The organism is Delftia sp., assembly GCF_059499305.1.
Map to the genome: position 1 here is coordinate 94,275 of NZ_JCABYI010000037.1, position 23,010 is coordinate 117,284.

18 protein-coding genes are annotated in these 23,010 nt (G+C 66.3%); 9 read left to right on the forward strand and 9 right to left on the reverse strand.

The genetic code is table 11. The features are described 5' to 3' along the window. Positions 1-10: 10 nt before the first annotated feature. The 3 genes from AC5I49_RS26145 to AC5I49_RS26155 form a co-directional block, all read right to left on the reverse strand. Positions 11-1,399: a phosphomannomutase/phosphoglucomutase gene (locus tag AC5I49_RS26145; protein WP_016447094.1), complete on the reverse strand. Its 1,389-nt coding sequence runs from the start codon at positions 1,397-1,399 to the stop codon at positions 11-13. A gap of 167 nt (positions 1,400-1,566) precedes the next feature. Further along, complete coding sequence (locus AC5I49_RS26150; RefSeq protein WP_495790119.1) at positions 1,567-3,453, reverse strand: propionate--CoA ligase; 1,887 nt, start codon at positions 3,451-3,453, stop codon at positions 1,567-1,569. 204 nt (positions 3,454-3,657) lie between these two features. Next, positions 3,658-4,260: an isochorismatase family protein gene (locus AC5I49_RS26155; protein WP_016447096.1), complete on the reverse strand. Its 603-nt coding sequence runs from the start codon at positions 4,258-4,260 to the stop codon at positions 3,658-3,660. Between the two features lie 191 nt (positions 4,261-4,451). Between AC5I49_RS26155 and AC5I49_RS26160 the strand changes: the two genes are divergently transcribed. The 3 genes from AC5I49_RS26160 (at position 4,452) to AC5I49_RS26170 (ending at position 6,283) form a co-directional block, all read left to right on the forward strand. After that, positions 4,452-5,087, forward strand: a complete 636-nt coding sequence (locus AC5I49_RS26160) for a C40 family peptidase (protein WP_016447097.1) — start codon at positions 4,452-4,454, stop codon at positions 5,085-5,087. A gap of 167 nt (positions 5,088-5,254) precedes the next feature. Next, on the forward strand, positions 5,255-5,512 hold the full coding sequence (locus tag AC5I49_RS26165) for a GlsB/YeaQ/YmgE family stress response membrane protein (RefSeq protein ID WP_012205794.1): 258 nt from the start codon (positions 5,255-5,257) through the stop codon (positions 5,510-5,512). A gap of 75 nt (positions 5,513-5,587) precedes the next feature. Further along, entirely contained in the window at positions 5,588-6,283 is a 696-nt protein-coding gene (locus AC5I49_RS26170; RefSeq protein ID WP_495790120.1) for a hypothetical protein, read from the forward strand. A gap of 7 nt (positions 6,284-6,290) precedes the next feature. Here AC5I49_RS26170 and yghU read toward each other — a convergent pair whose 3' ends face one another. Next, positions 6,291-7,130, reverse strand: coding sequence for a glutathione-dependent disulfide-bond oxidoreductase (gene yghU / locus AC5I49_RS26175; RefSeq protein WP_016447099.1), 840 nt, complete (start codon positions 7,128-7,130; stop codon positions 6,291-6,293). Between the two features lie 129 nt (positions 7,131-7,259). On the opposite strand from yghU, the gene AC5I49_RS26180 reads away from it, so the two are divergent. Both AC5I49_RS26180 and AC5I49_RS26185 read left to right on the forward strand, forming a co-directional pair. Further along, entirely contained in the window at positions 7,260-7,751 is a 492-nt protein-coding gene (locus AC5I49_RS26180; protein ID WP_016447100.1) for an EVE domain-containing protein, read from the forward strand. A gap of 180 nt (positions 7,752-7,931) precedes the next feature. Next, positions 7,932-8,957, forward strand: a complete 1,026-nt coding sequence (locus AC5I49_RS26185) for an FUSC family protein (protein WP_016447101.1) — start codon at positions 7,932-7,934, stop codon at positions 8,955-8,957. Here the strand turns inward: AC5I49_RS26185 and AC5I49_RS26190 are convergent, their stop codons facing one another. Then, positions 8,958-10,196, reverse strand: coding sequence for an MFS transporter (locus tag AC5I49_RS26190; RefSeq protein ID WP_016447102.1), 1,239 nt, complete (start codon positions 10,194-10,196; stop codon positions 8,958-8,960). 343 nt (positions 10,197-10,539) lie between these two features. Further along, positions 10,540-11,157, reverse strand: a complete 618-nt coding sequence (locus AC5I49_RS26195) for a LysE family translocator (protein ID WP_495790121.1) — start codon at positions 11,155-11,157, stop codon at positions 10,540-10,542. A gap of 63 nt (positions 11,158-11,220) precedes the next feature. On the opposite strand from AC5I49_RS26195, the gene AC5I49_RS26200 reads away from it, so the two are divergent. After that, the gene (locus AC5I49_RS26200; protein WP_016451704.1) at positions 11,221-12,150 is read left to right on the forward strand and encodes a LysR family transcriptional regulator; all 930 of its coding nucleotides are present in this window, start codon (positions 11,221-11,223) and stop codon (positions 12,148-12,150) included. A 91-nt stretch (positions 12,151-12,241) separates the two neighbouring features. Here the strand turns inward: AC5I49_RS26200 and lpdA are convergent, their stop codons facing one another. The 3 genes from lpdA to aceE are packed head-to-tail and all read right to left on the reverse strand — an operon-like array spanning position 12,242 to position 18,494. Beyond that, positions 12,242-14,050, reverse strand: a complete 1,809-nt coding sequence (gene lpdA, locus AC5I49_RS26205; protein WP_495790122.1) for a dihydrolipoyl dehydrogenase — start codon at positions 14,048-14,050, stop codon at positions 12,242-12,244. A 15-nt stretch (positions 14,051-14,065) separates the two neighbouring features. Continuing rightward, a complete protein-coding gene (gene aceF, locus AC5I49_RS26210; protein WP_464186556.1) occupies positions 14,066-15,757 on the reverse strand; it encodes a dihydrolipoyllysine-residue acetyltransferase in 1,692 nt (563 codons plus the stop codon). 19 nt (positions 15,758-15,776) lie between these two features. Next, complete coding sequence (gene aceE / locus AC5I49_RS26215; RefSeq protein WP_016447107.1) at positions 15,777-18,494, reverse strand: pyruvate dehydrogenase (acetyl-transferring), homodimeric type; 2,718 nt, start codon at positions 18,492-18,494, stop codon at positions 15,777-15,779. A gap of 320 nt (positions 18,495-18,814) precedes the next feature. Here aceE and AC5I49_RS26220 point away from each other — a divergent pair, with 320 nt between their 5' ends. The 3 genes from AC5I49_RS26220 (at position 18,815) to folD (ending at position 22,978) form a co-directional block, all read left to right on the forward strand. Further along, on the forward strand, positions 18,815-21,388 hold the full coding sequence (locus tag AC5I49_RS26220) for a PAS domain-containing sensor histidine kinase (protein WP_495790123.1): 2,574 nt from the start codon (positions 18,815-18,817) through the stop codon (positions 21,386-21,388). Beyond that, entirely contained in the window at positions 21,385-22,035 is a 651-nt protein-coding gene (locus AC5I49_RS26225; protein WP_012205807.1) for a response regulator transcription factor, read from the forward strand. The genes AC5I49_RS26220 and AC5I49_RS26225 overlap by 4 nt, the downstream gene beginning before the upstream one ends. Positions 22,036-22,123: 88 nt before the next feature. Further along, positions 22,124-22,978, forward strand: a complete 855-nt coding sequence (folD, locus tag AC5I49_RS26230) for a bifunctional methylenetetrahydrofolate dehydrogenase/methenyltetrahydrofolate cyclohydrolase FolD (RefSeq protein ID WP_016447109.1) — start codon at positions 22,124-22,126, stop codon at positions 22,976-22,978. Positions 22,979-23,010 lie beyond the last annotated feature (32 nt).

Genomic DNA, 23,010 nt, shown 5'->3' on the forward strand with positions numbered 1-23,010 from the left:
GGCGCGCAAATCAGTGCGCGGCACCGCCAACCTGCGCGCCGGGCTTGACGCGCTCCAGCAGCGCCAGCATCTGCGTCTCGATGCGCGACAGCGCCTCCTGGGTCTGGCCCTCGAAGCGCAGCACCAGCACGGGCGTGGTGTTGCTGGCGCGGATCAGGCCGAAGCCGTCGGCCCAGTCCACGCGCAGGCCGTCGATGGTGCTGACCTGGGCCGGTGCGGCAAAGGTCTCGGCGGCCAGGGCCTGCAGTTCGGCGGCCAGGCGATGGGGCTCGCCCTCGGCGCAGGCCACATTCAGTTCCGGGGTGGAAAAGCTGGTGGGCAGCGCGTTGAGCAAGGCGCTGGGGTCGGCCTCGCGGCTGACGATCTCCAGCAGGCGGCAGCCCGCGTAGGTGCCGTCATCGAAGCCATACCAGCGCTCCTTGAAGAAGATGTGGCCGCTCATCTCGCCGCCCAGCGGCGCGTCCAGTTCCTTCATGCGGGCCTTGACCAGGGAGTGCCCGGTCTTGAACATCACGGGCTCGCCCCCGGCCTCGCGGATGGCGGGCGCCAGGCGCTGCGTGCATTTGACGTCGTAGACGATGCTGCCGCCCGGCACGCGCGAGAGCACGTCCTTGGCAAACAGCATCATCTGGCGGTCGGGGAAGATGTTCTGGCCGTCCTTGGTGACGATGCCCAGGCGGTCGCCGTCACCGTCGAAGGCCAGGCCCAACTCGGCGTCCGAGGTGCGCAGCGCCTCGATCACGTCGCGCAGGTTCTCGGGCTTGCTGGGATCGGGATGGTGGTTGGGGAATTCACCGTCCACTTCGGAGAACAGTTCGATCACCTCGCAGCCCAGGGCGCGGAAGATGCCGGGCGCCGAGGCCCCGGCCACGCCGTTGCCGCAGTCCACCACGATCTTGATGGGGCGCGCCAGCTTCACATCACCCACGATGCGCGCCTGGTAGTCGGCCTGCACATCGGCGCGGCGCACGCTGCCGGTGCCCGTGATCGTCCAGTCATCGCTTTCGACGCGGCGGCGCAGGGCCTGGATTTCCTCGCCATAGATGGCGCGGCCGGCCAGCACCATCTTGAAACCATTGTAGTCCTTGGGATTGTGGCTGCCCGTGACCTGGATGCCCGAGCGCGCCAGCGTGCTGGCTGCGTAGTACAGCATGGGCGTGGTGGCCAGGCCGATGTCGATCACCTCGATGCCGACCTCGGTCAGCCCGGCGATCAGCGCCGCGGACAGCGAGGGGCCCGACAGGCGGCCATCGCGTCCCACGGCCACCACGGTCTCGCCGGCCGCCAGGGCCGCCATGCCGAAGGCGCGGCCCACGCCGAGCGCCACCTCCTCGTTGAGCGTGGACGGCACGATGCCGCGGATGTCATAGGCTTTGAAGATGGAAGATGCGACCTGCACGTCGAAAACGCTTTCTCGTCGGTTGAAAACAGGGCGCCGCAGCCTGGGGACCTGGCCCGGCTGCGGCCCAAGGCGCGATTGTAGGCGCGGCAGGCTTGTAGGCGCGGCAGGCAGGGGCGCCGCCGCACATCACCCCGGCTGCAAGCGGCTGCGGCGCGTGCCCTGCCTCACAGCTGCTGCTGCACCTGGGCGAGCGCGGCCGGATCTTCCATGGTGCTGAGGTCGCCCGGGTCGCGCCCCTCGGCCACGGCCTGCATGGCACGGCGCAGCAGCTTGCCGCTGCGCGTCTTGGGCAACGCACTGACGAAGACCACGCGCGAGGGCCGGGCCACGGCGCCCAGGCGCGCATCGACCAGCTTCATCACGTCGGCCTCCAGCGCCGCGCGCTCGGCCTCGCCTTCCAGCGCCGTGCGCGGCACGGCAAAGGCCAGCGCCGCCTGGCCCTTGAGCGCATCGGCCACGCCGACCACGGCGACTTCGGCCACATGGGGGTGGGCGGAGATGCATTCCTCGATCTCGCGCGTGCCCAGGCGGTGGCCGGCCACGTTGATCACGTCGTCGGTACGGCCCAGGATGAAGAAGTAGCCGTCCTCGTCGCGTATGCCCCAGTCGAAGGTGCTGTAGATCATGCGGCCCGGAATGCTCTTCCAGTAGGTGTTGACGAAGCGCTGGTCGTCACGCCAGACGGTCTGCATGCAGCCCGGCGGCAGCGGTCCCTCGATGGCCAGCACGCCCTTTTGCCCGGCGCCGCGCAACTCCTCGCCCGTGGCCTCGTCGATCAGCTTGACGTCATAGCCATAGACGGCCTTGCCCGGGCTGCCAAAGCGCGTGGTCTGCTGCTCCACGCCGTTGCACAGCGTGAGGATGGGCCAGCCGGTCTCGGTCTGCCAGTAGTTATCGATGATGGGCTTGCCCAGGGCCTGGCTGATCCACTGCGCCGTGGGCTCGTCCAGCGGCTCGCCGGCCAGCCACAGCGCCTTGAGGCTGGAGATATCGTGGCGGTGCAGGTACTCGGCATCGTGCTTCTTGAGCACGCGGATGGCCGTGGGCGCCGAGAACATGTGGGTGACCCGGTACTTCTCCACGATGCTCCACCAGATGCCCGCGTCTGGGCGTATGGGCAGGCCCTCGTAGAGCACGGTGGCCATGCCCGCGATCAGGGGCCCATAGATGATGTAACTGTGCCCCACGACCCAGCCGATGTCGCTGGTGCAGAAAAAGGTCTGGCCCGCCTCGGCCCCGAAGATCAGCGGCATGCTGGCAGCCAGCGCCACCGTGTAGCCGCCCGTGTCGCGCTGCACGCCCTTGGGGCGCCCCGTGGTGCCGCTGGTGTAGAGCGTGTAGCTGGGGTCGGTGGATTCCACCCAGGTGCAGGCGACCTGGGCGTCGGCGTGCAGGGCACGCAGGCTGGTCCAGTCGTGGTCGCGGCCGGCGCGCATGGGTGCAGGCGCCAGGCCACGGTCCACGATGAGCACGGCAGCTGGCTTGTGGCTGGCCAGTTGCAGGGCCTCGTCCAGCAAAGGCTTGTAGGCCACGACGCGCCCGCCACGCGAGCCCGCGTCGGCACTGATGATGACCTTGGGCTCGGCATCGTCGATGCGCGAGGCCAGCGCCGCCGACGCAAAGCCGCCGAACACCACCGAATGGATGGCACCCAGCCGCGCGCAGGCCAGCATGGCAAAGGCCGCCTCGGCAATCATGGGCATGTAGATCTGGACGCGGTCGCCCTTTTGCACGCCCAGCGACTGCAGCACGGCGGCCATGCGCTGCACCTCGGCATGCAGTTCGCGGTAGGTATAGACCTTCTCGGTGCCGGTCTCGGTGGAGATGGCGATCAGCGCATTCTGGTCGGCGCGCTCGGCCAGGTGCCGGTCCACGGCGTTGTGGCAAAGATTGGTCTGGCCGCCCACGAACCACCTGGCGAACGGCGAGTTGTCATAGTCGCAGATGCGCTGGGGCGGCACATGCCAGTCGATGCGGCCGGCCTGCTCGGCCCAGAAGGCATCGCGCTCCTGGATGGAGCGGCGGTGGAAATCGTCGAAACGCGGGGCCATTGTCTGTCTCCTGTCGTTGTCATGGATTGGCGGCTTCTGAATTCATAATTATTCATAATGCGCTTGCCCAAAGCTGACAAATCCTGCACAGCGACCCGGGCCGGCCCCCTCCGTCCCATTCGTCTTTCATGGCCCCGCCTTGCGACGGGCGTAAAAAAAAGGCGCCGTGCAGGCGCCTCGACGGAAAACCATCGCTTCAGCCGCTTACTTGACCAGGGCCAGCAGATCCTTGAAGGCCGGGTGCTCGCAGCTGCGCAGCCACTCGAAGGCCACCATCTCCGTGGTCACCAGTTCGGCACCCGCGCCGGCCAGGCGATCGAAGGCAGCATCGCGGTTGCGCTCGGTGCGCGAGCTGCAGGCATCGGTGACGACCCAGACGTCGAACTCGTCTTCCAGCAGTTCCAGCGCCGTCTGCAGCAGGCAGACATGGGCTTCGCAGCCGGCAATCACCACCATGCTGCGCTCGGGCGCCTGCTGCTGGGGCTTTTGCAGGTGCTTGGGCAGGCTGCGCGCATTGCCGCCCTGGGGACGTGCAGGCGGACGCAGCCACTCGCCCAGTCCTTCGGACACGGCGCTGAAATGCATCTTGGACAGTGTCCTGTCGCACAGCGCGCGCAGTTGGGCATCGTTGGCACCCAGGCGCGAGGGGTTCTGTTCGGTGCCGAACACCGGCACTTCCACCAGATGCGCCAGACGAGCCAGTTTCACGGCATTGGCCAGGACTGCCGGGCCCTCGAAGATGGCCGGCATCAGGCGCTCCTGGTAATCGACGAGTACAAGCTGGGAGTCGGAGGCTTCAAGCAGCATGGCGGATCTTTCTTGGAATACGAGGCGGCGCGGGCCGCCCTTCTTATCGGAAAACAGGACAGCCCGCTATTGTCGCAGCTTGGGGGCCATCACCGCCGGGCGCCGGCGATTCCTGAGGTGGCTCAAAAACCCGGGCCTTCGGGGGTCTTATCGAATTTGTCCTACGTTTTTGCGTGGTAATCTCGCGCCCCATGTCCCGATGGCTTATCGCACTCCTGTTCGTCAGCGCCACTGCACACGCGGCTCCGCCCGAGCTGCGTGACGACGATATGAACCAGCTGCTGGTCAACCGCAGCCTCATCTCGCAGCTGCGCGAAGCCCGCCACCACATGGCGGAGCGCACTTCCGACTTCGTCAAGGAAGCACGACAGAGCGTCGCCGAAAAGACCTCCGACCTGGTCGTGACCGCCATGGGCTTCATCGGCGTTCCCTACCGTCGCGGCGGCAACAGTGCCGAGACCGGCTTCGACTGCAGCGGCTTTGTCCGTGCCATCTACTCCGAGACCCTGGGCAAGGTCCTGCCGCGTCGCGCTGACCAGCAGGCACAGGCCACGGAAAAAATCGACAAGAACGAACTCAAGCCCGGCGATCTGGTGTTCTTCAACACCATGCGCCGCGCCTTCAGCCACGTCGGCATCTATGTCGGCGACGGCAACTTCATTCATGCCCCCCGCACCGGTGCACAGGTGCGCGTGGAAAGCATGCAAAGCGCCTACTGGGCCCGCCGCTTCGATGGCGCCCGTCGCGTGCAGGACTCCGACGGCCTGGGCCTGGATGCCAGCAAGGCTGCCTTGGCCATGCAGATGCAGGCAAGCCAGCTGCAGTAACCACGGCGGGCTGTCTGCCCTCCCCCAGTCCAGGCGCCTGCAGATGCAGGCGTTTTGTTTTTCAGGGCACTGCACTGCCTTCGTCCCAGGTTGAGACGCTGTCCGACAGGGCCGGCATGCGCCGGGCCCTAGAGTCGCGGCATGGAAGCTTCAGTTCGGAGAAAAGCATGATGTCCTTGATTGGCACCCTCATCGTTGGCCTGGTCGTTGGCCTGCTGGCGCGCGCACTCAAACCCGGCGACGACAGCCTTGGCTGGATCATGACCATCCTGCTTGGTGTGGCAGGATCGTTTCTTGCCAGCTATGTCGGTGTCGCCATGGGCTGGTATGAAGCCGGTCAGCCCGCTGGCTGGATCGCCTCCATCGTTGGCGCCATCGTCATCCTCTTCATCTACAGCCTGGTGCGCAGCAAGAGCGCACGCTGACCGCACCGGCGCCAGCCGCCTCCTCCGGCTGGCGCATTCTCCTGATCGACATCTGCCCCGGACCCACTGGCACGCATGATCTTTCGCACATCGGACAAGACCCCTCCCCCTCCACCACCGCGCCACGATGTGGCGCAGGCCGCAGAGAGCGCGCGCAAGCTGCTGCACCGGCGTGCGCTGGTGGGAGCCGCAGCCAGCAGCCTGCCGATCCCGGGGCTGGACTGGCTGGTTGACGCAGCCCTGCTGGCGCGCCTGCTGCCGCGCATCAACCGTGAGTTCGGCCTCACGCCCGAACAGCTGGACAGGCTGGACCCCGGCAAGCGCGAGCAGGTGCAAAAGGCCGTGGCCATGGTCGGCTCGGTACTGATCGGCAAGCTGATCACGCGCGACATGGTGGTGCGCCTGGCACGCGCTGCCGGCATGCGCATGACGGCAACCCAAGCGGCAAAGTACGTGCCGCTGGCCGGCCAGGCTGCAGCGGCCGCCCTGGGCTACGCCACGCTGCGCTACCTGGGAGAGCGCCACATCCAGGACTGCATTCGCGTGGTCGAGCAGGCGGAGCTCGACATTCCCTCGCATCTGCCCACGCAGCTGGAACGCACGGCCCGCAAGGTCGAGCAGACCGGCAAGCAATTGCATGAGCACGGCAAGGGCAAAGGCAAGGGCAAAGGCAAGGGCGAGGGCGAGGGCGAGCCCGGGGCCCAGCCATCCGGCAAGCGCCCGCGCTTTTGGCGCCAGCCGGACCGCGGCCCCTGGGGCCGCTCCCAGTAAATGGCGATCAGCCCAGGTCCGAGGCGCGGTGGCGCTCCGGCACCTGGGTGGCCTCGTCTCCCCAGGTGCGATTGACGCGGCGGCCGCGCACCACCGCCGGCCGTTGGGCAATCTCGCGGGCCCAGCGCATCACATGCGTGTACTCATGGGCCGCCAGGAACTCGGCCGCGCCGTACACCTCGTTGAGCACCAGTGCGCCATACCAGGGCCAGATGGCGATGTCGGCAATGCTGTAGTGCTCTCCCGCAATGAAGGCGTGCTCGGCCAGCTGGCGATTGAGCACGTCCAGCTGGCGCTTGGTTTCCATGGTGAACCGGTTGATCGGGTACTCGAACTTTTCGGGAGCATAGGCATAGAAATGACCGAAGCCGCCGCCCAGGTAAGGCGCCGATCCCATCTGCCAGAACAGCCAGTTCAGCGTCTCGGTGCGTGCAGCGGGCTCGGCAGGCAGCAGCGCGCCAAACTTCTCGGCCAGGTACAGCAGGATGGAGCCCGACTCGAACACGCGCACCGGCGGCTCCACGCTGCGGTCCACCAGCGCGGGAATCTTGGAATTGGGGTTGACCTCGACAAAGCCGCTGGAGAACTGGTCGCCATCGCTGATGCGGATCAGCCAGGCGTCGTACTCGGCGCCGCCATGGCCCAGCGCCAGCAGCTCCTCCAGCATGATGGTGACCTTCACGCCGTTGGGCGTGGCCAGCGAATACAGCTGCAGAGGCTGCTGCCCCACCGGCAGTGTCTTGTCGTGGGTCGGCCCGGCGACCGGGCGGTTGATGTTGGCGAAGGTGCCGCCCGAGGGCGCAGGCTGCCATACGGCGGGCGGGACATAGGTGGAGCGGTCGGACATGCAGGATTCCTGTGGTTCGCGGGCATGGGAAAGGCGCCCGGCTGAAGGCCATTGTCCAGCCCCTGACACACTCCTGCCGCCGCGCGCAGAACGCCGCCACGGCGTCCGGGGATTTGCCACAATCGTTGCATGACTGCAGCCCCCACACCCTCCGCCCGCCAGTTCTGGCTCATGAAGAACGAGCCCGACGAATACTCCATAGACCATGCGCTGGCCGCGCCGCAGGCCACCATTGCCTGGGACGGGGTGCGCAACTACCAGGCGCGCAACTTCATGCGTGATGCCATGCAGGTCGGCGACGGGGTGCTGTACTGGCATTCCAGCTGCGCCGAGCCCGGCATCTACGGCATCGCCCGCATTGCCGGCAATCTGCGCACCGACGCCTCGCAGTTCGACCCGGCCAGCCCGTACTACGACCCCAAGTCTTCTCCCGACAAGCCGCGCTGGCTCACGCTGGACGTGCAGGCGCTGCGCAAGACACGCACGCTGCAGATTGCCGAGCTGCGCGCGCATCCTGAACTGGCGCAGATGCGTGTGCTGCAAAAGGGCAATCGGTTGTCGATCACGCCGGTCACGCCCGAGGAATGGAGCTTCATCGAAGGCCTGCTCAGGCACGGCTGAACACGCCTCGCACGGGCTGCTTTCTTACAAGCAAGAAGCCTCTTTCCTGCACTCCTGCCCTGCATCGGCCGCTATGCTTTTGGGCATTTGCGAACCTGGATTTCGCAAGCTGGAGGGACCATCTTCGTGCGCTGGCGAAAATCAAAAGCAAAAACAACCACTGGACCACTCAAGAGCGGCATGGCCGCGGCGCCAGGCCGCCTGCGGCTGGCGCTGCGCGATGCCATCGCCGCCTCGCTGGGCGCCATGCTGGCCTGGGAACTGTCCCACTACCTGCTGGGCCACCCCAGACCCGTCTTTGCCGCCGTCACCGCCCTGGTCTGCCTGGCGCCCGGCCTGCCCAGCCATCTCAAGCAAACCTGGGGCCTGGTGCTGGGCTGCGCCATCGGCATCATCGTCGGCGAACTGGCCTGGCTGCTGCCCGACACCATTCCCCTGCTGCGGCTGAGCCTGGCCTCGCTGGTCGCGCTGTCGCTGGCCGCCATGCTGGGGCAGCCGCCTGTGGTTCCGATACAGGCCGGCGTTTCCGTGGTGCTGGTCCTCAGCATGGGGCCCAGCGCGGCGGGCGAAACCCGGCTGGTCGACGTGCTGGTCGGCGCAGGCGTGGGCCTGATGTTCAGCCAGGTCATCTTCACGGCCAATCCGCTGCGTGCCGTATCACGTTCGGCAAGCGCGTTGCTGGGCCAGCTGGCCGACGGGCTGGACGCCACGCTGCGTGCCACCGCCACCCACGACACACCCGACGCCACCGTGGCACTGGGCCAGCTCACGCGCAGCAGCGATGCGCTGAGCGCGCTGCGCACCGCCATGGCGGAGGCGCAAAGCGCCAGCCGCTGGTCCGTGCGCGGACGCCTGGGTGGCGCGGCACTGCAGACCGTCACGGCGCGCTACGACCGCCATGCCGTGCGCCTGTACGCCAGCGCGCTGCTGCTGGGCGAAAGCCTGGTGCGCGGAATGTCGCATGACAGCGGCCTCATGCCGCGCGCCATCGTCCTGCACTGTGAATGGCTGATCGAAGCCTGCCGGCAACTGGCCGCCAATGGCAACGTGGTGGCCCTGCAGCCCGACGACGCCCTGGCCAGGTTGGCCGCCTCGGCCCCCCAGGCGCCCACCCAACCGCTGCCTGAGGCCTGGCTGCCCGCGCTGGACCACGCACGACAGATGGAAGAGGCCCTGAAGGCGCTCACAGGTTCGCGCGACGCGTGATCAGGCGGCAGCGCGTTCGCGCTGCCTTGCAGGCGCCGCGCTGATGCGGGCAATGGCGCCGGCCAGCCACCAGCCGATGGCGCACATGGCCGCCGTCACCACCCAGGTCCACTGCCATCCGCCCGCCTGCACTGCCACGGCCGCCACCAGAGGCGGCCCTGCAAACTGGCCCACGCTGGACCATTGCTGCATGAAGCCCACCGTGGTCGAAACAGTGGACTCATCGGGGGCAAGCCGCACGGCCATGGAAAACAGCGTGCCCGGAATCAGTCCCCCCGCTGCCGAGAACACAACTACCGCAGCAAAGCGCAGCCACAGAGGTGCCAACGGCTGGCCTTGCCATTGCACATAGGCCAGCAGCGCGCACAACGCCATGCAGCCGAAGCCCAGGCGCAGCGCCCGCGATGCGCTCCAGCCGCCTTGCAGCAGACGGCCCGATGCCACATTGCCCACCATGTTGGCCAGCGCCACCACGGCCGTCAGCGTGCCCGACAACGCCGCTCCCAGGCCCGCCTCGGCATAGACCGTGGGAAGAAAGCCGATGACGGCCATCCACTGTCCCGAATACACGGCAAAGCCCAGCGCCACGCACCAGGGGCCAGGGCTGCGCAAAGTCAGCGCCAGGCGCGGACGCCACCCCCCACCAGCCGCCGACGTGCCAACGGGTGCCTTCGGGCCGTCTGCCGGCACGCCGTACCACACGGCGGCGCAAGCCAGGGCAGAGACCAGCCCCAGAAGCAGCCACCACAGCGGCCAGGAAGCCCAGGCCATCACCCAGGGACCCAGCAGCAAGCCGATGGCACTGCCCAGCGGCATGTAGGTGCCCCACCAGCCCATGCGCGCGCTCAGATCGTGCGGCGCCACGCAGCGGCGAATCAGGCCTGGCCCGGGCATGGCGACCAGCAGAAAGCCCAGTCCTTCCACGGCGCGCAGGGCCAGCAACGGTGCAAAACCCGTGGCGATGGCGCCCAGTGCGCTGGCACCCGCCATCAACAGCAGGCCCGCCAGCATGCTGCGCCGCAGTCCCCAGCGGTCAGCCCCCAGGCCCACCACCAAGCCCAGCAGCATGCCGGCCACCTGCACGGTGGAAAGCAGAAAGCCGGCCTGCAGCAGGGACACGCCCAGCTGCTGCTGCAGCACCGGCACGGCCGGCGGCAGCTTGCCTACATGCAGGGCCGCGCTGACGCCGGCCATCACGACGATCCATGAGGGATGCACCCCCTGCCTTGTTGTTTCCATTGGATGCGGTTTCCTGGGGGCACATGCCGTGCGCCCTGTGGGTGATGTGTGAAGTATCGAAAGCATAGGCCAAGCGGCGCCCGCAAGCAGCGCCCCTGGCATCTGCCCACCAACCGGCTTGCGGCAGCGGGCATCGGCAGCGCATTCGACATAGCCCGTGGCACTGGAACGCCCAGGTGAGGCGCTCCAGCTGCGCGGCCAGGCATTTCCGCTGCCCCAGAAACAGCTTGGCCTGCGAGGCACCCCATGGCACCTCGCAGGCCTTGCATGCCGGGCAGAGGCCGCATGCGCTGCGGCCTTTTGCCCGTCCTCCCCCACCGATTCCTGTCAGGCCTTCATGGCATCACAGCCTCAGCTTGGCACTGGCCAGCAACACACCGAAGCCCACCAACATGCCGCCAAAGGCCCGGTCTATCCAGTGCCGTACGGCCAGCAGCCGGGCACGAACCCGCTGCGCGGAAAAGCACAGCGCCACGATGCAAAACCAACCCACATGGGCCAGCGAGATGAACCCGCCGTACGCCAGTTGCGTGGCCAGAGATGTGTCCTGCCCCACGATCTGCAGGAACAGGCTCACCACAAACACCGTGGTCTTGGGATTGAGCGCATTCGTCAGAAAGCCCGTGCGCAGCGCCGCCATGTCGGACAGTACGGCAGCCGGCTGGCTGGCCATTTCTCCGTCCGGCCGGCTGCGCAGCATGTTCACGCCCAGATAGATCAGATAGGCTGCACCCAGCAGCTTGACCACATCGAACAGCCAGGTGGCCTGCTGCATCAGCAACCCCACACCAAGCAAGGTATAGCTGACATGGACCAGCACGCCCAGGCCTATGCCCAGCGCCGTGAGCATGCCCGCGCGGCGCGAGCGCAGCAGGCTGTTGCGCGTGACCATGGCGAAATCCGCCCCGGGGCTGATCACGGCCAGCAAGGTAATGGTGACTACAGCTATCCATTCGGTCATGCATTCTCCGTTCGACTCAGTGCAACGCGGGATAGTATTGGCCTTCCATGAAAATACATAACGATGTTTTCTGACACAGTTAGTGAACTCAATTCACAGACTCCCAGCAAGCGGCTGCCGTCGTTGCAGGCCCTGCGCTGCTTCGAAGCAGCCGCCCGGCGGGAGAACTTCAGCAAGGCGGCTGAAGAGTTGCATCTGACCCACGGCGCCATCAGCCGGGCCGTGCGCCTGCTGGAAGACGATCTGGGCGTGACCCTGTTTGACCGCCGCAGCCGCCGCGTCTTCCTGACCGACGCTGGGCGCCATCTCGCACAGGCCGTGCATGAAGGCCTGGAGCGCATGCGCCAGGCGACGCAGGAGTTGCGCGCACGCGCGCGGCATGCGCGCCGCTGGGTGCTGTCCTGCGAACCCACCTTGCTGATGCGCTGGCTGATTCCGCGCTGGCCACAGTTCCAGCAAATGCATCCCGAGCTGCAACTGCACCTGGTGGCCGGCGGTGGCCCGTTCTCGTTTGCGGACGGGATCGACCTGGCCATACGACGCGACGATTTCGCCCTTCCCGCAGGCTGCCATGCCGAAACGCTGTTCGCAGAGCGCATAGGCCCGGTCTGCCGGCCCGATCGCCTGGCGCAATGGTGCGACCGCCCCGCGCAAGAGCACACGCCCAGGCTGCGCGCCGATGCGCCCTTGCTGCAAAGCCGCACGCGCCCTGGCGCCTGGGCCACCTGGGCCGAGTACAGCGGCCAGCCCCAGCCCTCGGGACCGCAGCTGCAGTTCGAACATTTCTATTTCACGCTCCAGGCTGCCGTGGCCGGAATGGGCGTGGCCATAGGCCCCTGGCAACTGGTGCGCGACGACATTGCCAGCGGCGTGCTGGCGGCGCCCATGGGCTTTGTGGAGGATGGATCGCGCTATTGCCTGCTGTCCCCTGCCCCGCCTGCACCGAATGGCGTGCACGCGCAGTTGCTGCAGTGGCTGCGCTCCCAGGCCTGAGCCGGCCTGCGACCCGTACTACCCCCCAAAGCACAAAGGCAGCCGAAGCTGCCTTTGTGTCCTTGCCCGTTCCGAAGGCCGGGCGTTGCGCTTACTTGCGCTGCGGCGGCAGGTCCGTGCAGGAGCCGTGCGCCACCTCAGCCGCCATGCCCAGGCTCTCGCCCAGCGTGGGGTGAGGATGGATGGTCTTGCCGATGTCCACGGCGTCGGCACCCATTTCAATGGCCAGCGCGATTTCGCCGATCATGTCGCCTGCATGCGTGCCGACGATGCCGCCGCCCAGGATGCGGCCATGGCCATGCGCCTCGGGGCTGTCGTCGAACAGCAGCTTGGTGACGCCTTCGTCGCGGCCATTGGCAATGGCGCGGCCCGATGCCGTCCAGGGGAAGACCCCCTTCTTGACCTTGATGCCCTGGGCCTTGGCCTGGTCCTCGGTCAGGCCCACCCACGCCACTTCCGGGTCGGTGTAGGCCACGCTGGGGATCACACGGGCATTGAAGGCGCTGGCGGCCAGCTCCTTGTTGCCCTGCAGTTCACCGGCGATGACTTCGGCGGCCACATGGGCCTCGTGCACGGCCTTGTGCGCCAGCATGGGCTGGCCCACCACGTCGCCGATGGCGAAGATGTGGGGCACGTTGGTGCGCATCTGGATGTCGACTTCGATGAAACCGCGGTCCGTGACGGCCACGCCGGCCTTCTCGGCAGCGATCTTCTTGCCGTTGGGCGTGCGGCCCACGGCCTGCAGCACCAAGTCGTAGACCTGGGGCTCGGGCACGGTGATGCCGTCCTTGGCAGGCGCAAAGCTGACCTTGATGCCTTCGGGCGTGGCTTCGGCACCCACGGTCTTGGTGTTGACCATGATGTTGTCGAAGCGCGGCGCGTTCATCTTCTGCCAGACCTTGACCAGGTCGCGGTCGGCGCCCTGCATGAGGCCATCCATCATCTCCACCACGTCCAGGCGCGCGCCCAGCGTGGAGTAGACGGTGCCCATTTCCAGGCCGATGATGCCGCCACCCAGAATCAGCATGCGTTTGGGCACGCTGGCCAGGTCCAGCGCACCGGTGGAGTCCACCACGCGCGGGTCCTTGGGCATGAAGGGCAGGTGCACGGCCTGGCTGCCGGCGGCAATGATGGCGCGCTTGAACTGCACGATCTTCTTGCTGCCAGTCTTTTCCTGGCCATCGCCCGTGGTCTCTTCCACTTCCAGGTGGTTGGCGCCGACGAAGTTGCCGTAGCCGCGCACCACGGTGACCTTGCGCATCTTGGCCATCTGGCCCAGGCCGCCGGTCAGCTTGCCGATGACCTTGTCCTTGTGGCCGCGCAGCTGGTCGATGTTGACCTCGGGCGCGCCGAACTTGACGCCTGCCACTTCCAGATGCTTGACCTCGTCCACGACGGCCGCCACGTGCAGCAGCGCCTTCGAGGGAATGCAGCCCACGTTCAGGCAGACGCCGCCGAGGGTCTTGTAGCGCTCGACGAGGACCACGTTCAGGCCCAGGTCGGCTGCGCGGAAGGCGGCAGAGTAGCCGCCGGGGCCACCGCCAAGCACGACCACGTCGCAGTCATAGTCGGCCGCGCCACCAGCGTAGCTGGCTGCCGCAGGAGCAGGGGCCGGGGCCGCTGGAGCCGCAGCGGCAGCCTGGGGCGCAGCGGCCGCCTCGCCGGCAGCCTCCAGCGTCAGGACCACGGAGCCCTCGGCGACCTTGTCGCCGAGCTGCACCTTGAGTTCCTTGACCACGCCGGCGTGGCTGGAAGGAATCTCCATGGAAGCCTTGTCGGACTCCACGGTGATCAGGGACTGGTCCTTCGCCACGGTATCGCCGGGCTGGACCAGCAGTTCGATCACGCCCACTTCGGCGAAGTCGCCGATATCGGGCACCTTGATGTCGATGATTGCCATGTGTCGGGCCTCCGTTTACAGCAGGATGCGGCGGTAGTCCGCCAGCACTTGGCCCAGGAAGGCATTGAAGCGCGCGGCCGAGGCACCATCGATGACACGGTGGTCATAGGACAGCGACAGCGGCAGCGTCAGGCGCGGCACGAACTGCTTGCCGTCCCACACGGGCTTCATCTGGCCCTTGGACAGGCCGAGGATGGCCACTTCCGGGGCGTTGATGATGGGGGTGAAGTTCGTGCCGCCGATGCCGCCCAGCGACGAGATCGAGAAGCAGCCGCCCTGCATGTCGGCAGCGCCAAGCTTGCCGTCGCGGGCCTTCTTGGCCAGCTCGCCCATTTCCTGGCTGATCTGCAGGATGCCCTTCTTGTCGGCATCGCGCAGCACGGGCACCACCAGGCCATTGGGCGTGTCTGCCGCGAAGCCGATGTGGAAGTACTGCTTGTAGACAAGGGTGTCGCCGTCCAGCGAGGCGTTGAACTCCGGGAACTTCTTGAGCGCCGCGACCACCGCCTTGATCACGAAGGCCAGCATGGTCACCTTGACGCCGCTCTTCTCGTTCTCCTTGTTGGTGGAGACGCGGAAAGCTTCCAGGTCGGTGATGTCGGCCTCGTCGTTGTTGGTGACGTGGGGGATCATGACCCAGTTGCGCGACAGGTTGGCGCCGCTGATCTTCTTGATGCGCGACAGGTCCTTGCGCTCGACCGGGCCGAACTTGGCGAAGTCCACCTTGGGCCAGGGCAGCAGGTCCAGGCCGGCGCCGCCGCCGGAGCCGCCCTTGGGAGCCGCCGCAGCCTGGGCCTTGGTCTGCACGGCACCGGCCATGACGGACTTGGTGAAAGCCTGGATGTCGTCGGCCGTGATGCGGCCCTTGTTGCCCGAGCCCTTGACCTCGTCCAGCGGCACACCCAGTTCGCGGGCGAACTTGCGTACCGAGGGCGATGCATGGGGCAGCTTGCCCGTGGGCGCCACGGTGGGGTTGTGTGCAGGTGCAGCGGCAGGAGCCGATGCTGCAGCGGCAGCCACCGGAGCTGCAGCGGCCGGGGCAGCGGTTGCCGGTGCAGGGGCTGCAGCAGCAGGTGCCGGGGCCGCAGCCTGGGCTGCAGGCGCGGCAGCGCCCTGCACGCTCATCTGGCCGACCACGTCGCCCACATTGACCGTGTCGCCGATCTTGAGCGTCAGCGCCGTGATGGTGCCGGCCGCTGGCGACGGGATTTCCATCGAGGCCTTGTCGGATTCGACGGTGAACAGCGATTGCTCTGCCGTCACGGTGTCGCCGACCTTGACCAGCATCTCGATTACGGCCACGTCCTTGAAGTCGCCGATGTCGGGAATCTTGATGTCGATCTGCGTGGCGGCGCCCGAGGCCGCAGGCGCGGCAGCGGGAGCAGCGGCCGGCGCAGGCGCAGCAGATGCAGGCGCAGCCACGGGAGCCGGGGCAGCAGCTGCGGGTGCCGGTGCCGGTGCCGCAGCGTCTGCGGTCTCGATCACGGCAATGATGCTGCCTTGCTTGACCTTGTCGCCCAGGTTCACGCGCAGCTCCTTGAGCACGCCGGCGTGGCTGGACGGAATCTCCATCGATGCCTTGTCGGACTCGACGGTGATCAGCGATTGCTCGGCCTTGATCTGGTCGCCGGCCTTGACCAGCACTTCGATCACACCGACTTCATCGAAATCGCCGATGTCCGGAACTTGAATGTCTACCAATGCCATAGGTGTCTCCCGTTCTTACTCAGGCGTGCAGCGGGTTGATCTTGTCGGCCTTGATGCCGTACTTGGCGATCGCCTCGGCCACGGTGGTGGCGTTGATCTTGCCTTCTTCGGCCAGCGCGCGCAGTGCGGCGACCACGATGTAGTGGCGGTCCACCTCGAAGTGCTCGCGCAGCTTGCGGCGGAAGTCCGAACGGCCGAAGCCGTCGGTGCCCAGCACCTTGTAGGTGCGGCCCTTGGGCATGTAGGGGCGGATCTGCTCGGCGTAGGCCTTCATGTAGTCGGTGGATGCGATCACCGGGCCATTGTGCGACTGCAGCTGCTGCGTGACGAAGGGCACCTTCTGCGTTTCCAGCGGATGCAGCAGGTTCCAGCGGTCGGCTTCCTGGCCGTCGCGGGTAAGTTCGTTGAAGCTGGGGCAGCTCCACACGTCGGCGGCAATGCCCCAGTCGGCCAGCAGCAGTTCCTGGGCGAAGAAGGATTCGCGCAGGATGGTGCCCGATCCCAGCAGCTGCACGCGCAGGCCGCTTTCCGGCACCTTCTGGCCGGGCTTGCACAGGTACATGCCCTTGATGATCTGCTGCTCGGTGCCGGGCGTGAGGCCGGGCATGGCGTAGTTCTCGTTGAGCAGCGTGATGTAGTAGAAGACGTTTTCCTGCTCCTGCACCATGCGGCGCAGGCCGTCCTGCATGATCACGGCGACTTCGTGGGCGAAGGTCGGGTCGTAGCTCACGCAGTTGGGAATGGTGTTGGCCAGGATGTGGCTGTGGCCGTCTTCGTGCTGCAGTCCTTCGCCGTTCAGCGTGGTGCGGCCCGAGGTGCCGCCCAGCAGGAAACCGCGCGCCTGCATGTCGCCGGCCGCCCAGGCCAGGTCACCGATGCGCTGGAAGCCGAACATCGAGTAGTACACATAGAACGGGATCATGATCCGGTTGCTTGTGCTGTAGCTCGTGGCTGCCGCGATCCAGCTGCTCATGCCACCGGCTTCGTTGATGCCTTCCTGCAGGATCTGGCCGGCCTTGTCCTCGCGGTAGTACATCACCTGGTCCTTGTCGACCGGGGTGTACTGCTGTCCAGCGGGGTTGTAGATGCCGATCTGGCGGAACAGGCCTTCCATGCCGAAGGTACGTGCCTCGTCCACCAGGATGGGCACGACGCGCGGGCCGATTTCCTTGTCGCGCAGCAGCTGCGTCAGGAAACGCACATAGGCCTGCGTGGTCGAGATCTCACGGCCTTCGGGCGTGGCTTCGAGGATGGCCTTGAAGGTGTCCAGCGCAGGCGCCGTGAACTGCTCGCTGGCCTTGACGCGGCGGTGCGGCAGGTAGCCGCCCAGGGCCTTGCGGCGCTCGTGCAGGTAGCGCATTTCCGGCGTGTCGTCAGCCGGCTTGTAGAAAGGCAGGTCGGCGATCTGGCTGTCGGGAATCGGGATGTTGAAGCGGTCGCGGAAGGCCTTGATGTCCTCGTCGCCCAGCTTCTTGGTCTGGTGAACGGTGTTCTTGCCTTCACCGATCTTGCCCATGCCGAAGCCCTTGACGGTCTTGACCAGCAGCACGGTGGGTTGGCCCTTGTGCGAGTTGGCCGCATGGAAGGCCGCATAGACCTTCTGCGAATCGTGGCCGCCGCGGCGCAGGTTCCAGATCTCGTCGTCGCTCATGTGCTCGACCATCTTCAGCGCGCGCGGATCGCGGCCGAAGAAGTTCTTGCGCACGTAGGCGCCGTCATTGGCCTTGAACGACTGGTAGTCGCCGTCGTTGCACTCGGCCATGATCTTCTTAAGCACGCCGTCCTTGTCCTTGGCCAGCAGCTCGTCCCAGCCCTTGCCCCACAGCAGCTTGATGACGTTCCAGCCGGAGCCGCGGAACTCGCCCTCGAGTTCCTGGATGATCTTGCCGTTGCCGCGCACCGGACCGTCCAGGCGCTGCAGGTTGCAGTTGATCACGAAGATCAGGTTGTCCAGCTTTTCGCGGGCGGCCAGGGAGATCGCACCCAGCGACTCGACCTCGTCCATTTCCCCGTCGCCGCAGAAGACCCAGACCTTGCGGTTTTCGGTGTCGGCAATGCCGCGGGCGTGCAGGTACTTGAGGAAGCGCGCCTGGTAGATGGCCATCAGCGGGCCCAGGCCCATGGACACCGTGGGGAACTGCCAGAACTCGGGCATCAGCTTGGGGTGCGGGTAGCTCGACAGGCCCTTGCCGTCCACTTCCTGGCGGAAGTTCAGCAGCTGCTCTTCGGAGATGCGGCCTTCCAGATAGGCGCGGGCATAGATGCCGGGCGAGACGTGGCCCTGGATGTACAGGCAGTCGCCACCGTGGTTTTCGTTTTCGGCGTGCCAGAAGTGGTTGAAGCCGGCCGCAAACATGTTGGCCAGCGAAGCGAAGGAGCCGATGTGGCCACCCAGGTCACCGCCTTCGGGTGGGTGCAGGCGGTTGGCCTTGACCACCATGGCCATGGCGTTCCAGCGCATGTAGGCGCGCAGGCGGCCTTCGATTTCCAGGTTGCCGGGACAGCGCGCTTCCTGCGAGGCCTCGATGGTGTTCACGTAGCCGGTGTTAGCCGAGAAGGGCATGTCCACGCTGTTCTGGCGTGCATGTTCGAGCAGGTCCTCGATCAGCTTGTGCGCATATTCGGCGCCTTCACGATCGATGACGGCCGACAGTGCGTCCATCCATTCGCGCGATTCTTGTTGGTCCAGGCCGGCGGGAACGCCTGCATTGCCTTGCGGGTCAGTCTGAGCTGTCATGGGAATGTCTCCTTGCAGAAGGTAGCGTCTTGGGGTCGAACCAGTGAGCGGCGCAGCGCGCCATCGCAGGCGGGTAGTTCACCACGCCTTGCGCGGCACAGACCCTGTCTGGCGAACTTGAAGATACCGATTCACTGCCTCAATGCTCGGCGAGTGTCGCATACTTTTTTCGAATTTCAAATGGTGCTTTTTGATTTCATAATTTGAAATTTTGCTGCAAACGCACATACAGTGAAGACCCCAAAGAACGTCGCCGAAGCGCCTGCGTGGCGACTCCAATACTCCTTAAAAACAGTCAGACTCTCCCCTACACTGGGCGCATGCAATCCTCCCCTTCCGAGCACGGCCCGCACAGCCCTGCCCCCATGGCAGGCGTGGCCGCGCCAGTGCGCTGGTGGCGCAGCTGGTGGCGCAGTCTTTCCCCCACGCGCCAGGACCGCTTTGCGGCACTCGCCCCGCTGGCCGCCGTACTGATGTTCATGGCCGCCATCGTCGCGTCGTTCTGGTATCTGCGCATGGAGGAGATCGACCGCGAGAAGGAAGCGTTGCACCGCGACGTGGAATATGCCCAGCAGCGCGTGCGCCTGCGCCTGCTGGAGCGCCAGGAGCAACTGATGCGCATGGCGCGCGACATCAGCAACCACGATCTGGCCGAGTCCGATTTCGCCAGCCGCGCCGAAGCGCTCATCAGCCAGTATCCCGAACTGCAGTCCATCACCTGGATCGACTCCCAACGCCGCATTCTGGCCAGCCAGTCCGCCCCCACCGTGAGCAGCGACCAGTTGCGTATCCCCCGCGAGGTACTGCGCGCCGGTGACGCCCTGGAGGCCTACCAGCTCGCGCGCGAGATGCAGCAGCCCATCTATGTGCAAGGCCTGGCTCACAAGGGCGAGGCCGCGCCGCTGCTGCAGCTGCATGTGCCGCTGGCGCAGGACGGCCGCTACATCGGCGAGCTGCTGGGCGAGTATTCCGTGGACAGCCTGCTGCGCTACGGCACGCCCACCGAAATCATGGCCCGCTATGCCATGACCATGCTCGACAGCCGGGGCCAGGTTCTGGCCGGCACACCGCTGACGCCGCGCAAGCAAAATGCCACCGACCTGCTGCGCTGGCGCACGGTGGCCAATGAGGACGAGGCTCCGGTCGCCCCCGTGGGCAACAGTCTGGTGCTGCGCGCACAGGCCTACCGCACCTCGCTGGGCGTGGTGGGCAGCGGCCTGTTCTGGCTGGTGGGCACGCTCAGCGCGATGACGGCATGGCTGCTGCTGGCCACCTGGCGCCACACGCGACGCCGCCAGCGCGCGCAGGAAGCCCTGGTTGCCGAAACCAATTTCCGCCGCGCCATGGAGAACTCGGTGCTCACCGGCATGCGCGCGCTGGACCTGCAAGGCCGCATCACCTACGTGAACGCCGCCTTCTGCCAGATGACGGGATGGAGCGAATCCGAACTCGTCGGCCAGATGCCGCCCTATTCCTACTGGCCCGACAACGACTACGACAACCTGCACTCCAAGCTGCGCGAGGAGCTGTCGGGCAAGACCATCGTCGGGGGCTTTCAGGTGCGCGTGCAGCGCAAGAACGGCACGCAGTTCGACGCGCGCCTGTATGTCTCGCCGCTGATCGACGCCCACGGCCAGCACACGGGCTGGATGTCGTCCATGACCGACATCACCGAGCCCAACCGCATCCGCGAGCAGTTGTCGGCCTCCTACGAGCGCTTCACCATCGTGCTGGAGGCGCTGGACGCCTCGGTGTCCGTCGCCCCGCTTGGCAGCGCCGAGCTGCTGTTCGCCAACAAGCTGTACCGGCAATGGTTCGGCTCGCAGACCGATGGCCATCTGCAGCTCGTCGCCCAGGCCGGCGTGCTGCCCGTGCGCTCTCAGCCGCAGGGCATGGACGATGAGGATGGCCTGATGGGCCTGCCCACCGACTCGCTGACCAGCGCACGCAGCGAGAACGCCGAGATCTATCTGCCCGAACTGGGCAAGTGGCTGGAAGTGCGCTCGCGCTACCTGAGCTGGGTGGACGGACGCCTGGCGCAAATGGTGATCGCCACCGACATCACGCCGCGCCGCCTGGCCGAGGAGCAGGCCGATCGCCAGGCCGAGCACGCCCAGTCCGTCAGCCGCCTGATCACCATGGGCGAGATGGCCTCCAGCGTGGCCCACGAACTCAACCAGCCGCTGACCGCCATCAGCAACTACTGCAGCGGCATGCTCACGCGCCTCGAAAAAGGCACGCTGACCGAGGAGCAGATGAAGTTCGCGCTGGAGAAGACCGCCCACCAGGCACAGCGCGCGGGCCAGATCATTTTGCGCATACGCTCCTTCGTCAAGCGCAGCGAACCCAACCGCACGCTGGCCCAGGTCACCGACATGGTCAGCGAGGCAGTGGAGCTGGCCGGCATCGAGCTGCGCCGCCGCAATGTACAGCTGACCTACCACGTGGCCGAGCGCATGCCGGCCATCATGGCCGACACCATCCTCATCGAGCAGGTGCTGGTCAACCTCATGAAGAACGGCGCCGAATCCATCGAGCAATCGGGCCGACCCAGCCACCAGCGCAACGTGGAACTGCGCGTGGTGCCGCGCACCATCGAGGACCAGCGCGTCATCGAATTCAACGTGCAGGACACCGGCAAGGGCTTGCCGCCCGAGGTGCTGGAGCGCCTCTTCGAGGCCTTCTTCACCACCAAGAGCGAAGGCATGGGCATGGGCCTGAATCTGTGCCGCAGCATTGTCGAGTCCCACCAGGGCCGTATGCGTGCCGAGAACCTCTACAATGGTTCCGAGGTTGTCGGCTGCCGATTTTCATTCTGGCTGCCGCTGGCCCCGCCGGGCGACGCGACAACGCCGGCAGCGACCATTGAACCCACAACAAGGACGATTGCATGAGCTTGATCCCCAAAAAAGGCACTGTGTACGTAGTTGATGACGACGAAGCGGTTCGTGATTCGCTGCAATGGTTGTTGGAGGGCAAGGACTATCGTGTGCGCTGCTTCGACTCGGCCGAGACCTTCCTCTCGCGCTACGACCCACGCGAAATCGCCTGCCTCATCGTCGACATCCGCATGGGCGGCATGACCGGCCTGGAACTGCAGGACCGACTGATCGAACGCAAGTCTCCCCTGCCCATCGTCTTCATCACCGGCCACGGCGACGTGCCCATGGCGGTGAACACCATGAAGAAGGGCGCACTGGACTTCATCCAGAAGCCGTTCAACGAGGAAGAACTGCTGAACCTGGTCGAGCGCATGCTGGACCATGCCCGCGAAGCCTTTGCCGGCCACCAGCAGGCCGCCAGCCGCGACGCCCTGCTGGCCAAGCTGACCAGCCGCGAAGCCCAGGTGCTCGAGCGCATCGTCGCCGGCCGCCTGAACAAGCAGATCGCCGACGACCTGGGCATCAGCATCAAGACCGTGGAGGCGCACCGCGCCAACATCATGGAAAAGCTCAACGCCAACACCGTGGCCGACCTGCTCAAGATCGCCCTGGGCCAGGGCCAGACCGCTGCGGCGGCCAAGGCGGCCGTCGCAGGATAAGCACCGACGCCTCCCCTGCTTTTTTCAAAGGGCTGCTAGCGCTTGACCAACAAGCCCTAGCAGCATTTTTATTTTGGTATCCACTGCAATGACAGCCCAACTCATCGACGGCAACGCCCTCTCCCGCCAACTGCGTGCCGAAGTCGCACAGCGCGCCACTGCCCTAAAGGCCCGAGGGACCACGCCCGGCCTGGCCGTGGTCCTGGTCGGCGACAACCCGGCCTCCCAGGTCTATGTGCGCAACAAGGTCAAGGCCTGCGAGGACGCAGGCTTTCATTCCGTGCTGGAGAAGTACGACGCCTCGATGACAGAAGCCGAACTGCTGGCCCGCGTCGAGGCGCTGAACAACGACCCCGACATCCACGGCATCCTGGTCCAGCTGCCGCTGCCCGCCCACATCGACGACCACAAGGTCATCGAGACCATCTCGCCGCTCAAGGATGTGGATGGCTTTCACGTAGCCAGCGCCGGCGCGCTGATGGTGGGTGAAGTCGGCTTCAAGGCCTGCACGCCCTATGGCTGCATGAAGATGCTCGAATCCATCGGCATGAAGGACCTGCGCGGCAAGCACGCCGTGGTCATCGGCCGCTCCAACATCGTCGGCAAGCCCATGGCCATGATGCTGCTGGCCGCCAATGCCACCGTCACCATCTGCCACAGCGGCACGGCGGACCTGGCCGCCATGACGCGCCAGGCCGACATCGTGGTCGCCGCCGTGGGCAAGCGCAATGTGCTGACCGCAGACATGTGCAAGCCTGGCGCCGTGGTCATCGACGTGGGCATGAACCGCAACGACGAAGGCAAGCTCTGCGGCGACGTGGACTTTGACGGTGTCAAGGAAGTGGCCGGCTTCATCACCCCCGTGCCGGGCGGCGTCGGCCCCATGACGATTACCATGCTGCTGGTCAACACCATGGAGGCGGCCGAGCGCGCCGCCGGCTGACCAGGAGCTGACAAGCATCGGGCAGCTCCCCG

What these genes read in the sequence shown, in the direction of transcription:
- AC5I49_RS26150 (WP_495790119.1), bottom strand. Translation starts at nt 3,453, where the DNA reads ATGGCCCCGCGTTTCGACGATTTCCACCGCCGCTCCATCCAGGAGCGC.
- AC5I49_RS26155 (WP_016447096.1), bottom strand. Translation starts at nt 4,260, where the DNA reads ATGCTGCTTGAAGCCTCCGACTCCCAGCTTGTACTCGTCGATTACCAG.
- AC5I49_RS26160 (WP_016447097.1), top strand. Translation starts at nt 4,452, where the DNA reads ATGTCCCGATGGCTTATCGCACTCCTGTTCGTCAGCGCCACTGCACAC.
- AC5I49_RS26165 (WP_012205794.1), top strand. Translation starts at nt 5,255, where the DNA reads ATGATGTCCTTGATTGGCACCCTCATCGTTGGCCTGGTCGTTGGCCTG.
- AC5I49_RS26170 (WP_495790120.1), top strand. Translation starts at nt 5,588, where the DNA reads ATGATCTTTCGCACATCGGACAAGACCCCTCCCCCTCCACCACCGCGC.
- yghU (WP_016447099.1), bottom strand. Translation starts at nt 7,130, where the DNA reads ATGTCCGACCGCTCCACCTATGTCCCGCCCGCCGTATGGCAGCCTGCG.
- AC5I49_RS26180 (WP_016447100.1), top strand. Translation starts at nt 7,260, where the DNA reads ATGACTGCAGCCCCCACACCCTCCGCCCGCCAGTTCTGGCTCATGAAG.
- AC5I49_RS26185 (WP_016447101.1), top strand. Translation starts at nt 7,932, where the DNA reads ATGGCCGCGGCGCCAGGCCGCCTGCGGCTGGCGCTGCGCGATGCCATC.
- AC5I49_RS26190 (WP_016447102.1), bottom strand. Translation starts at nt 10,196, where the DNA reads ATGGAAACAACAAGGCAGGGGGTGCATCCCTCATGGATCGTCGTGATG.
- AC5I49_RS26195 (WP_495790121.1), bottom strand. Translation starts at nt 11,157, where the DNA reads ATGACCGAATGGATAGCTGTAGTCACCATTACCTTGCTGGCCGTGATC.
- AC5I49_RS26200 (WP_016451704.1), top strand. Translation starts at nt 11,221, where the DNA reads ATGTTTTCTGACACAGTTAGTGAACTCAATTCACAGACTCCCAGCAAG.
- lpdA (WP_495790122.1), bottom strand. Translation starts at nt 14,050, where the DNA reads ATGGCAATCATCGACATCAAGGTGCCCGATATCGGCGACTTCGCCGAA.
- aceF (WP_464186556.1), bottom strand. Translation starts at nt 15,757, where the DNA reads ATGGCATTGGTAGACATTCAAGTTCCGGACATCGGCGATTTCGATGAA.
- aceE (WP_016447107.1), bottom strand. Translation starts at nt 18,494, where the DNA reads ATGACAGCTCAGACTGACCCGCAAGGCAATGCAGGCGTTCCCGCCGGC.
- AC5I49_RS26220 (WP_495790123.1), top strand. Translation starts at nt 18,815, where the DNA reads ATGCAATCCTCCCCTTCCGAGCACGGCCCGCACAGCCCTGCCCCCATG.
- AC5I49_RS26225 (WP_012205807.1), top strand. Translation starts at nt 21,385, where the DNA reads ATGAGCTTGATCCCCAAAAAAGGCACTGTGTACGTAGTTGATGACGAC.
- folD (WP_016447109.1), top strand. Translation starts at nt 22,124, where the DNA reads ATGACAGCCCAACTCATCGACGGCAACGCCCTCTCCCGCCAACTGCGT.